Source organism: Oscillibacter sp. KLE 1728 (genome assembly GCF_934833455.1).
In the GTDB taxonomy this organism is placed as follows: Bacteria; Bacillota; Clostridia; order Oscillospirales; family Oscillospiraceae; genus Oscillibacter; species Oscillibacter welbionis.
The window spans coordinates 1-11,225 of record NZ_CAKVVF010000065.1; the positions used below are offsets into that span (position 1 = coordinate 1).

Sequence of the window (11,225 nt, forward strand, 5' to 3'; positions counted from 1 at the left end):
AAGGTCACCCCCATGCTGATCGAGGCCATCAAGGCCGCCAAGGCTGCGAAGTAAGCGAATAAAAGCCAAGAGCCGCACGGGCAAAGCCCGTGCGGCTCTGTTCTGTTTGAACGCCTATGGGGGATACCGGCAGTTCAGGACTCCGCGCGCTCGGCGGCACAATCCGGATGCTCTGCGACAAACTCCGCCTCAGCCTCCGCCAGGATCTTTTTGTCTGCCTTGGAGGTGAGTTGGGATTTATCGAATTTGGCGAACAGGTCCGGCCGCCGTTCCATAGTGCGCTTGTAGCTCTGCTTTTTCCGCCAGGCAGCCACCTTACCGTGGTCACCGGAGAGCAGGATCTCCGGCACTGCTCGACCGTGCCATTCAGCCGGGCGGGAGTATTGGGGATATTCCAGCAGCCCGTTCCAGTGGGATTCCTCCTCAAAGCACTCCGCATCCGGCAGAACGCCGGGCACCATGCGGCACACCGCGTCCGCCACCGCCATGGCGGGGATCTCTCCCCCGGTGAGGACGAAGTCCCCCATGCTGATCTCCTCGTCCACACACTCGTCCAGGAACCGCTGGTCCACACCCTCATAGTGGCCGCAGACCAGGATCAAGTGGTCATATCGCGCTTTCAGCTCCTTGGCAACTTCCTGGGTGAAGGTGCGGCCGCAGGGGGAGAGGAAGATCGTCCGTCCGGGGCCGTAGGTCTCCACGATGTGGCTCCAGCAGCGGTACAGGGGATCTGCCTGCATGATAGCGCCCCGGCCGCCGCCGTAGGGATAGTCGTCCACCTGCATCTGCCTGTTGGTGGTGTATTGGCGGATCTGGTGGCTCTGGATGGAGATATAGCCCCGCTGCTGGGCCCGGCCCAGGATGCTCACGTTCAGCATGGCGTCCACTGAGTCTGGGAACAGCGTCATGATGTCAATTCTCATCCGTGGCCATCCCTTCCCAAACCTGGACCTCCATCCGGTTGGCGTCCAGGTCCACCGATTTGATAAACACATCCGGCACGGCGGGGATCAGATACTCCCGCGCTCCCCTGACCGTGTAGACCTTGTGAGCGGGATAGGAGTCCACCCGGGTGATCTCGCCCAGCGTCTCGCCGGTGGCGGCGTCACAGACGGTCATGCCCAGCAGCTCCGCATCAAAGCAGGCGCCCTCCGGCAGCTTGGCGTCTGCCCGGCGGATATACAGGTTCTTACCCTTCAGGGCCAGGGCCGCGTTCATATCATCCACGCCGGGGAACTTCATCAGCACCAGGGACTTGTGGACGTGGTTGGCAGTGGGGGTGACGGGGGCCCCGTCCAAATAGAACGTCTGGAACTGGGTCAGGAAGGCAGGGTCCTGGCCGTCCGGCTGTACCCGCACCTCGCCCCGGATGCCGTGGGCGTTGACGATGCGGCCGATTTTGATGGTTTCCAATCTCATAGGAGCGCTCCTTTGGGAAGTGATGGCACGCCGGGCCGTCTCCGACCCGGACAGGAGGCAGGCGGGCCCCGTACCCTCCTGCCTGACAACGTTTATCGGCTTGTTTCTGTGTCCGCCCTTCCCAGGGCGGAGGCGGGGAACAGAGAGATGGTCCCGTTGTCGTTGAGATACCGCAGCAGGGACAGCAGGATGGGCAGGCCGAACAGGCCCACGATGCCAAACAGGTGGTTGCCCACAAACATGCTCATCAGTGTCAGCACAGGATGCAGGCCGATCTGTGCCCCCACGATCCGGGGCTCGATGATGTTGCGGATGACGGTGATGATGACGTACAGAACCAGCAGTGCGAAGGCGTGGGGAAGATCTCCGCCCAGCGCGGAGAGAATGACCCAGGGGATCATGATACCTCCGGTGCCCAGAACGGGGAGAATGTCGAAAATAGCGATCAGCAGCGCCACCAGAATCGCACGGTTCACGCCGATGAGGGTCAGACCAACGGATAGTTCCACAAAGGTGATGGACATGATGAGGGCGTAGGAGCGGATGCAGACGAACAGCGTTCCCACCACATACGCCTTGACCTGGAGTACCAGATTCCGGGTGCTCCCCTGGAGGCAGCCCAGGCAAAACCGCACGATCTTCTGGTAGTCGACGGCGATGAAGAATGTGGAAATCACCATCAGCAGCAGCCGGATCAGGAAGCCGGGCAGGGAGGTGGCGAAAGAGGTGGCCATGGACACACCGCCCACCAATACGACGGAGAGACTGGAGACCAACTGCCACAGCATATTGAGCAGCTGGGACTGCAGCTCCTGCAACGCGGACATGAGGGAGGGGTCCAGCTTGGCCAGCAGCTCCTCCAGCCAGGCGAAAAAGTCAGTGAGCTCCGGGAGAATATAGGCGGAATAGAGCGAGGGAATCTGCTGCACCACAGATGTGATAGTGGCCGTGATCCGGATTCCCGCCAGCGCCAGCAGCAGGCCGATGGTGCCGTATGTGAGGACCACCAGCAGTACCGCCACCAACCCCTTGGGCGCGTGGAGCACCCGGGAGAGGAAGCGGATGGGGCGGCGCAGAACATAGGCGATCAGAAACGCCAAGACGAACGGCAGCAGCAGCGGCAGCGCATACTGCAACAGCAGATAACCCAGCACCAGAATCAGCGCTAGATAGGTCACATCAATGATGAATTTTCTCTTTTTTTCTGTGGACACCAAAAGCCTCCAATCCCACAGGCAGCGTCACCTGACGCTTGCGGTGTAGTACAAGTAAGCAGTGGAACGGGCTGGCCGAAGCGGCGGAGCCGCAGCCCGGACAGCGGCAGCGAAATGATCGAAAAAGGAGGAGGCCTGGCCTCCTCCCTTCGGATCTGGCGGAAGCGGCCCGCCGGATGATCGGTTCAATCTACAATATCTACGGAAACCTTCTGGCCGGTGCGCTGGGCATAGGACCGGATGACAGTCCGGATCTCCTTGGCGATGCGGCCCTGCCGGCCGATGACCTTTCCCATGTCGTCGGGGGCGACGCGCAGCTCCAGCGTCAGCTCCTGGGGACCCTCCACCTCAGTGACAGAGACGGCCTCCGGATCATCCACAAGGTTTCTGGCGATGTAGAGCAGCAACTCTTTCATGCCCGATCCTCCGGATCAGAGGACTTCTACTTTTTTCAGCAGAGCTCTGACGGTGTCGGTGGGCTGGGCGCCGGACTTGATCCAGGCCTGGGCGCGCTCCGTGTCGATCTTAATCTCAGCAGGGGAGACGCAGGGGTTGTAAGTGCCGATCTCCTCGATGAAGCGGCCGTCCCGGGGGAAACGGGAGTCCGCTACCACAACGCGGTAGAAAGGAGCCTTCTTGGCGCCAAGGCGGCGCAGTCTGATTTTCACCATAATTTGTTACCTCCAACAGTAAACTCGAAATTTTTTATCTATAAATGCATAGCACTTATATCCACTTTATTTCAGCCGCTTCTTGCGACCAAAGCCGTGCATCCGGCTGCCCAGGCCGCCGCCTCCCATTTTGGAAAGCCGTCCCCGGGTCATCTGCTTGGTCAGCTGCTGCATCATATCGAACTGCTTCAGCAGCCGGTTCACATCCACCACCTCCAGGCCGCAGCCAGCAGCGATGCGCTTTTTCCGGCTGGCGTTCAGGATCTGGGGATTCTCCCGCTCCAGCGGGGTCATGGAGAGGATGATGGCCTCCGTGTGGGCCAGGGCCTTGTCATCGATGGTGGCACCGGCCATCTGGCGGCCCAGAGCACCGGGCATCATGCTGGCGATCTGGCTCAGGTCACCCATATTCCGCAGCTGCTGGAGTTGTTCGTAGTAATCCTGCAGCGTCAGGCGGTTTTTCCGGAGCTTTTCCTCCAGCTTGGCGGCCTGATTTTCGTCGTAGGTCTGCTGGGCCTTTTCGATGAAGGACAGCATATCGCCCATACCCAAAATGCGGGATGCCATCCGGTCCGGATGGAAGGGCTCGATCATATCCAGCTTCTCGCCGGTGCCCACGAACTTGATGGGCTTGCCGGTGGAGGCCCGAATAGAGAGGGCAGCGCCGCCGCGGGCGTCGCCGTCCAGCTTGGTCAGCACCACGCCGTCGATGCCCAGCGCCTCGTCAAAGGCAGTGGCGGCGTTCACCGCATCCTGGCCGGTCATGGCATCCACCACCAGCAGGATCTCATTGGGATGGACGGCAGCCTTCATCCGCTTCAGCTCATCCATCAGGGACTCATCCACATGGAGCCGGCCGGCGGTGTCCAGGAAGACCATATCACTGCCGTGGTCCCGGGCATGGCGGATTGCATTCTCTGCAATCTGCACCGGGTCACCCTGACCCTGCTCGAATACCGGCAGGTCCAGCTGGCCACCCACCACCTTCAATTGCTCGATGGCGGCGGGACGGTACACGTCGCAGGCGGCCAGCAGGGGCCGCTTGCCAAGCTGGCGGCGCATCAGCCCCGCCAGCTTGGCGGTGGTGGTGGTCTTGCCGGCGCCCTGCAGGCCCACCATCATCACAACGGTGGGACCGCTGTTGGCCATGGAGAGCCGGGCGGTGCCGCCGCCCATGAGCTTTGTCAGCTCTTCGTTGACGATCTTGATGACCTGCTGGGCGGGCGTGAGGCTGTCCAACACGTCGGACCCCACAGCCCGCTCTGTCACGGTAGCCACGAAGTCCTTGACCACCTTATAGCCTACGTCGGCCTCCAGCAGGGCCAGACGGACTTCCCGCATGGCCTCCCGGACGTCGTTCTCTGTCAGGCGGCCCTTGCCCCGCAGCTTCTTGAATGTTGCGTTCAGTTTTTCGGTGAGCCCTTCAAATGCCATGCGATCATTCCTTCAAAGCGGTGGCTTCCGCGTGAATCAATTCCGCCAGCTCAGTCAGACGGGGGTCCTCATACTGGCGGTAGTTGATGGTCTTCAGCTCGGCGGCTGCATCCTCGATGGCCTGCAAATGGCCCCGCATCTGCTCGAAGCGCCGGATCAGGCCGGTCTTGTCCTCCACCTCCTGCATGACGCCCTCCGCCCGGACGATCACGTCCCGGACGCCCTGGCGGGAGATGCCGGCGTTTTCCGCGATCTCAGCCAGAGACAGGTCCTCATTGTAATAGAGGTCAAAGAATTCCTTCTGCCGCTCGGTGAGGAGTTCGCCGTAAAAATCGAAGAGCATGGTCATGCGGTATGTCTGATTTTTCATGAACTCCCTCATTTCTGTAAAGCTGTATTCCTTTACAACGAGAAATAGTTTACAGGATTTTGCCGGAAAAGTCAAGGGGAAAAACGAAAGAAATCCGGAAAAAATTCCCCTCCGGCAGACCGGAACGGCTTGCCAAATCCGCGTTTGCGGCATAGACTGAGAGGGACTGAACAGAACGGAGGGAGTTTATGGTATTCGACGCGCATTCGGATCTGCTGTACGATGTGACCCGGCGGCGCCTGCTGGGGGAGCGGCGGGTGCTGGAGCACCACCATCTGGACCGGCTGCGGCGGGGCGGCGTGGAGGGGCTGGTGCTGGCCGTCTGGGCCAGCGGGCCCCGGGAGACGTTCTGGAAGGACACCGCCTGGAAGGATCCTGCATCCAATTTGGGCCGCACCCATCAGATATTTGCCTGTGCCCGGGCAGACCTGGCGGAATGTCCGCAAATCCGCCCGGTCCACACCGCAGCGGAGGCAGAGGCTGCCCGGGCAGCGGGCCAAATCTACGCCTTCCTGGCGGTGGAGGGCATGGCGGCCATCGGCGGGAACCCCGCCGGCGTGGACTGGTACTACGGCCAGGGTGCCCGGCTGGGGATGCTCACCTGGAACGAGACCAATGCCCTGGCCGCCGGAGCCGGAGGCGATCCTCAGGCGGGTCTGACGGAGGCGGGACGCCGGGCGGTGCGCCGGATGGGAGAACTGGGGATGGTGGTGGACGTGTCCCATCTGAACGACGGCGGCTTCTGGGACGTGATGGACCTGGCCGCCGGGCCGGTGATCGCATCCCACTCCAACTGCCGTGCCCTGTGCGATGTGCGCCGGAACCTGTCCGACGACCAGCTGCGCCGCATCCGGGACACCGGCGGCGTGGTGGGGCTGAACGCCTTCCACGGCTTTGTCCACGCCGAGCCCCGGCAGCAGACCGCCAGGACCCTGGCCCTCCACGCCGTCCACATGGCGGAGGTCATGGGGGTGGAGCATGTGGGCTGCGGCTTCGACTTCTGCGAGTTTATGGGCCCTGGAAACGAGGGGGCAGAGGGCCTGGAAAGCGCCGCCCACATCCGGAACCTCTTCTACTGGCTGGAAAAGCTGGGGATGAACCGGCAGGAGCTGGAAATGATCGCCCGGGGCAATTTCCTGCGGGTTCTGGCGGGGCCGGACCTGCCGCCGCAATGAGAAAGACAGCTGCTCCCTATCGGAGCAGCTGTCTGATTTTCTGCATCACGGCTGTGTGAAGCCCAGATAGCGGGTGCCCTGAAAGGTCAGGCGGCCCGTGTCCCCTTCCACCAGGAGACCATACTCCCGGCCACTGGCGGAGAACTCCATCCGGTCACCGCTCTCCACCTGAAAGGTGACATAGTACTGGGTGGAGGTGGTCATGTGATGGGTCTCGCCTCCGTGGTGATGGTGGGAGACATCGATCCGCTTGGCCACCACAGTGGCCTCCACCGTCAACCGGGGGGAGTTGTTGTTCCGGTGCCACTGGCTGACACCCCGGACGATCATCACAATGAAGAGACAGAGCACCAGGGCGAAGATCAGAAAGAACAGAATTTCGAATCCGCCGCCGAACATAAAGGAGTCCAAAAGCCCCATGCCGCCAAAGCCGGGCGTGGTCATGAAGATCCCACCTTTTCCTCTTGTTGAGACTGATTTTACCAGATACCGCATAAGTCGGCAAGAAAGAATTTGAATTATGGGAAGAGATATACTATAATAATCCCATGTTGTATTCCACAGAAGAGGAGTTGAGACCTTGGAAAGAACCAGAATCCAACTGGCCGACGGGGTGTATCTCACCTATCTGCCGGCCAGAAAGTTCAAGACCAGCCTGCTCTCCGCCCAGTTCGTCACCCCGCTGCAGCAGGAGACTGCCTCCGCTTATGCGCTGCTGCCGGCCATCCTGCGCCGGGGCACGGTGCGCTATCCCGACCTGGGGGCGTTGTCCGCCCGGCTGGACCGGCTGTACGGTGCCTCTGTGGACTACACCGTCCGCAAGCAGGGCGAGAATCAGTGCGTAGGCTTCGTGGCCAGCTTTATCGACGACAGCTACATCCCCGGAGGGGAACAGCTGCTGGAGCCGGTGGCGGAGCTGTTGGGAGAGCTGCTGTGCGATCCCGTGACCGAGCGGGGCCGCTTTGTGACCGCTTATTTTGAGGGGGAGAAGACCAACCTGATTGACGCCATCCGCAGCCAGGTGAATGACAAGCGGGAGTATGCCTACGCCCGATTGCTGCGGGAGATGTGCGACGGGGAGCCCTACGGCATCAGCCGCCTGGGCGACGAGGCGGGTGCGGAGAAGCTGCAGATGCCAAAGCTCCACGCCCTGTACGGAGAGCTGCTTGCCACCGCCAGGCTGGAGCTGTTCTACTGCGGCAGCGCATCCCTGGAGCGGGTACGGGAGGCGTTGGCCGCAGCTTTCGCCACGCTGCCCAGGGATGGGATCCGGGACATCGCTCCGTCCACGCCCCATCCGGCTCGGACCGAGGTGAAGCGGGTGGAGGAGGCCATGGACGTGACTCAGGGCAAGCTGGGTATGGGCTTTGCCTGCGGCAGCGACGACTACGCCGCCGCGCTGATGGGCAATACCCTGTTTGGCGGCAGCAGCAACTCCAAGCTGTTTTTGAACGTGCGGGAGAAGCTGTCCCTGTGCTACTACGCCTCGTCCGCCTACCACCGGCAGAAGCGGCTCATCACCGTCTCCTCCGGCATTGAGTTCCAGAACTACCAGAAGGCCTATGACGAGATCATGGCCCAGCTGGCCGCCGTGCAGGCTGGCCGCCTGGAGGACTGGGAGCTGGAGGGCGCCCGCAGTACGCTGCTGAATGCCTACGCCTCCATGGGAGATTCCCAGGGGAAGCTGGAGAACTTCTACCTGGGCCAGGCGGCCACCGGACAGGAGGACACGCCGGAGCTGCTGGCGGAGCAGGTGCGGCACGTGACGGCGGAACGCATCTTTGACGCCATGCAGACCGTCTCTCTGGATACGGTGTACTTCCTGAAGGGAAAGGAGACTGCGGAATGAAGCAGACGTTTTACGAGCGGATCGGCGAGTCCGTCTACCGGGAGGTGCTGCCCAACGGATTGCAGGTCTGCGTGGTCCCCAAGCCGGAGCACGCCAAGAAGTACGCCTTCTTTGCCACCCGGTACGGCGGGATGGACACCCGCTTCTGTCTGGACGGTAAGTGGCTGGACACACCGGCGGGCATTGCCCACTACCTGGAGCACAAGATGTTCGACACCAAGGAGGGTAACGCCCTCCAGGAGCTGGCGAAAAACGGCGCGGAGCCCAATGCCTTCACCTCCAACGCCATGACCGGCTACTACTTCGACTCCACGGAGCACTTTGAGGAGAATCTGGAGATCCTGCTGTCCTTCGTCTCTATCCCCTATTTCACGGAGGAGAGCGTGGCCAAGGAGCAGGGCATCATCGGCCAGGAGATCCGCATGATCGAGGACAACCCCGACTGGCAGCTCTACACCCGGATGATGCAGGCCCTGTACCAGAAGAGCACTGCCCGGACCTCTATCGCCGGGACGGTGGAGAGTATCTCCCACATCACAGCGGAGACGCTGTACGACTGCCACAAGGCATTCTACACCCCCTCCAACATGATTTTGACAGTGGTGGGCAACGTGGATCCGGTCCATGTGGCGGACCTGGCCCGGCGGATCCTACCCCGGGAGGGTGGGCCGGTGGTCCCCCGGGACTACGGCCAGGAACCCGCCCAGGTGGCGGCAAAGGAGACCCGCATGGCCATGGAGGTCTCTGCCCCTCAGTTCCTGACGGCCTACAAGTGCGCCCCGGCGGCGGACGGGGAGGACTACCTCCGTACCGCCGTTCTGGGAGACATGGCCTGCGACATCCTGCTGGGGGATTCCAGCCACCTGTACCAGCGGCTCTATGAGGAGGGGGTCATCAACACCAGCTTCGGCGGCGCCTTTGAGATGATGCCGGGCGTGGCATACCTCTATGCCGGCGGCGACAGCAAGGACGCCCGCCGGGCTGCCGCTGAGATCCAGAGGGAGGCGGAGCGCCTGGCAGCGGAGGGTATCGACGAGGACTATTACCAGCGGGTGCGCCGGGCGTCCTTCGGCTCCAACCTCCGGGGGCTGAATTCCTTTGAGAACATCGCCGTGACCCTGACGGAGGGGTATTTCCACGGCTATGATCCCTTCCGCTTCCCCCAGGTGTTCGACTCCATCACCAAAGAGGACGTGGCCGCCTTCCTGCGCCGCAATCTGACCGCGGAGCGGGCTGTGCTCAGCGAGATCGTGCCCAGGGAGAACTGAATCCAAGACAGAGAAAGAGGGGGAACCCCATTTGAGAGCATTACAGGATATGCCCATCAGCTTTCCCGGCCTGTTCGGGGACTGGTCCTTCAATCCCGACCCTATCGCCGTCCATATCGGCCATGGGATCTACTGGTACGGCATCATTTTGGCCATCGGCCTGCTGGCGGGCCTGGTGCTGTGCATGAAGCAGGCCAAGCGCTACGGCCTGACAGAGGACAATGTGCTGGATATGGTGCTGTGGGCGGTGCCTAGCTGCATCATCGGCGCCCGCCTTTACTATGTGATCTTCTATCTGGACCTCTACCGCAACGCCGATGGCAGCTTAAACTGGGGCGAGATGGTGGCGGTCTGGGACGGCGGCCTAGCCATCTACGGCGCGGTGATTGCCGGGGCCATCGTGGCATTTTTCTACACCCGGCACAAGAAGATCAAGATGGGCGCCATGACGGACCTGGCGGTGATGGGCCTGCTGCTGGGCCAGTGCATCGGCCGCTGGGCCAACTTCATCAATCGGGAGGCCTTCGGCGCCGAGACTACGTTGCCTTGGCGGATGCGCCTATGGACCAGCGCCACGGAGTATATCGAGGTCCATCCCACGTTTTTCTATGAGAGCCTGTGGAATCTGATCGGGCTTCTGCTGATCCTGCTCGTGGTCTCCAAAGCCCGCCGGTTCGATGGGGAGAACACCTGGTTCTACTTCCTGTGGTACGGCCTGGGCCGGTTCTGGATCGAGGGGCTGCGGACGGACAGCCTGTATCTCTTTAACTGGACGTTCCTGGGGCAGCCCATCCGGGTGTCTCAGGCGCTGAGTCTGCTTCTGGCAGTCACCGCCGCGGTGATGCTGTTCTACAACATCAAGATCAAAAAGCACTCGCGGGATGAGTTGCTGGTGAATCAGGTGGCGGCGGAAGCCGCCGAGGGGACGGCAGAGGCGGATATTTCCACGGCGGAAGCGGGAGAGAGTGTCCCTGCCGGACAGGAGGAGCCGGAGCTCCCCCAGCCGCCGGAGACCCAAAACGGGGAAGGGGGAGAGACTGATGGCAACACGCATTGACGGCAAGGCGCTGGCGGCCAAGGTCAAGGCGCAGACGGCAGAGGCAGCGAAGTCCCTGTACCGGCGGCCGGGCCTTGCGGTGATCCTGGTGGGGAATGACCCCGCCTCCCGGGTCTATGTGACCGGGAAGGAAAAGGACTGCGCCGAGTGCGGTTTTTTAAGCTTTGAGCACGCCCTGCCGGAGGACACCACACAGGAGACGCTGCTGGACCTGATCCAGGAGCTCAACCGCGACCCGCAGGTGGACGGCATCCTGTGCCAGCTTCCTTTGCCCGGGCATCTGGACGAGGAGGCGGTGCTGAACGCCATCGCCCGGGACAAGGACGTGGATTGCTTCCACCCCTATAACGTGGGCCGCCTGATGATCGGTGATCCGGTGTTTCTGCCATGCACCCCTGCCGGCGTCATGGAGATGCTGCGGGAATACGGCATCCCCGTCCGGGGCAGGCGGTGCGTGGTGCTGGGCCGCAGCAATATCGTGGGCAAGCCCATGGCCATGCTGCTGCTCCAGCAGGACGGCACCGTGACGGTCTGCCACTCCAAGACGCCGGGACTGGCGGCCATCACCCGGGAGGCGGACATCCTGGTGTCCGCTGTGGGCCGGGTGGGTCTTGTCACGCCGGGTATGGTGAAGGAAGGGGCCGTGGTCATCGACGTGGCCATGAACCGGAACAGCGAGGGCAGGCTCTGCGGCGATGTAGACTTCGCCGCGGTAGAACCCAAGGCATCCTACATCACTCCGGTGCCCGGCGGCGTGGGCCCCATGAC

The 11,225-nt window shown here is 62.1% G+C and carries 13 protein-coding genes; 5 read left to right on the forward strand and 8 right to left on the reverse strand.

What is annotated here, in order from left to right:
- Positions 1 to 134: 134 nt before the first annotated feature.
- From trmD to ylxM, 7 genes are all read right to left on the reverse strand, one after another.
- Entirely contained in the window at positions 135 to 923 is a 789-nt protein-coding gene (gene trmD, locus QVE23_RS08130) for a tRNA (guanosine(37)-N1)-methyltransferase TrmD (protein ID WP_287967906.1), read from the reverse strand.
- On the reverse strand, positions 913 to 1,419 hold the full coding sequence (rimM, locus tag QVE23_RS08135; protein WP_021749093.1) for a ribosome maturation factor RimM: 507 nt from the start codon (positions 1,417 to 1,419) through the stop codon (positions 913 to 915). Before rimM ends, trmD begins: the two co-directional genes overlap by 11 nt.
- Before the next feature lie 92 nt (positions 1,420 to 1,511).
- The gene (gene ytvI, locus QVE23_RS08140) at positions 1,512 to 2,633 is read right to left on the reverse strand and encodes a sporulation integral membrane protein YtvI (protein WP_287967908.1); all 1,122 of its coding nucleotides are present in this window, start codon (positions 2,631 to 2,633) and stop codon (positions 1,512 to 1,514) included.
- Positions 2,634 to 2,818: 185 nt separating this feature from the next.
- Complete coding sequence (locus QVE23_RS08145) at positions 2,819 to 3,049, reverse strand: KH domain-containing protein (protein WP_021749090.1); 231 nt, start codon at positions 3,047 to 3,049, stop codon at positions 2,819 to 2,821.
- Between the two features lie 15 nt (positions 3,050 to 3,064).
- Positions 3,065 to 3,304: a 30S ribosomal protein S16 gene (rpsP, locus tag QVE23_RS08150; RefSeq protein WP_021749089.1), complete on the reverse strand. Its 240-nt coding sequence runs from the start codon at positions 3,302 to 3,304 to the stop codon at positions 3,065 to 3,067.
- A gap of 66 nt (positions 3,305 to 3,370) precedes the next feature.
- Positions 3,371 to 4,738 carry a signal recognition particle protein gene (gene ffh, locus QVE23_RS08155; protein ID WP_021749088.1) on the reverse strand — a complete coding sequence of 456 codons (1,368 nt, stop codon included), beginning with the start codon at positions 4,736 to 4,738 and terminating at the stop codon, positions 3,371 to 3,373.
- A 4-nt stretch (positions 4,739 to 4,742) separates the two neighbouring features.
- Positions 4,743 to 5,108, reverse strand: coding sequence for a YlxM family DNA-binding protein (gene ylxM / locus QVE23_RS08160; RefSeq protein WP_036630187.1), 366 nt, complete (start codon positions 5,106 to 5,108; stop codon positions 4,743 to 4,745).
- A 188-nt stretch (positions 5,109 to 5,296) separates the two neighbouring features.
- Between ylxM and QVE23_RS08165 the strand changes: the two genes are divergently transcribed.
- Positions 5,297 to 6,283 carry a dipeptidase gene (locus QVE23_RS08165; RefSeq protein WP_276894948.1) on the forward strand — a complete coding sequence of 329 codons (987 nt, stop codon included), beginning with the start codon at positions 5,297 to 5,299 and terminating at the stop codon, positions 6,281 to 6,283.
- A gap of 45 nt (positions 6,284 to 6,328) precedes the next feature.
- Here the strand turns inward: QVE23_RS08165 and QVE23_RS08170 are convergent, their stop codons facing one another.
- A complete protein-coding gene (locus QVE23_RS08170; RefSeq protein ID WP_287967909.1) occupies positions 6,329 to 6,727 on the reverse strand; it encodes a DUF2500 domain-containing protein in 399 nt (132 codons plus the stop codon).
- A 136-nt stretch (positions 6,728 to 6,863) separates the two neighbouring features.
- On the opposite strand from QVE23_RS08170, the gene yfmF reads away from it, so the two are divergent.
- The 4 genes from yfmF to folD all read left to right on the forward strand — a co-directional run.
- Complete coding sequence (yfmF, locus tag QVE23_RS08175) at positions 6,864 to 8,132, forward strand: EF-P 5-aminopentanol modification-associated protein YfmF (RefSeq protein WP_021749083.1); 1,269 nt, start codon at positions 6,864 to 6,866, stop codon at positions 8,130 to 8,132.
- The gene (gene yfmH / locus QVE23_RS08180) at positions 8,129 to 9,400 is read left to right on the forward strand and encodes an EF-P 5-aminopentanol modification-associated protein YfmH (RefSeq protein WP_287967910.1); all 1,272 of its coding nucleotides are present in this window, start codon (positions 8,129 to 8,131) and stop codon (positions 9,398 to 9,400) included. Before yfmF ends, yfmH begins: the two co-directional genes overlap by 4 nt.
- A 31-nt stretch (positions 9,401 to 9,431) precedes the next feature.
- A complete protein-coding gene (gene lgt / locus QVE23_RS08185; protein ID WP_119310820.1) occupies positions 9,432 to 10,457 on the forward strand; it encodes a prolipoprotein diacylglyceryl transferase in 1,026 nt (341 codons plus the stop codon).
- On the forward strand, positions 10,441 to 11,225 hold a 785-nt coding region (gene folD, locus QVE23_RS08190), incomplete at its 3' end, for a bifunctional methylenetetrahydrofolate dehydrogenase/methenyltetrahydrofolate cyclohydrolase FolD (RefSeq protein ID WP_287967911.1). The genes lgt and folD, both read left to right, overlap by 17 nt.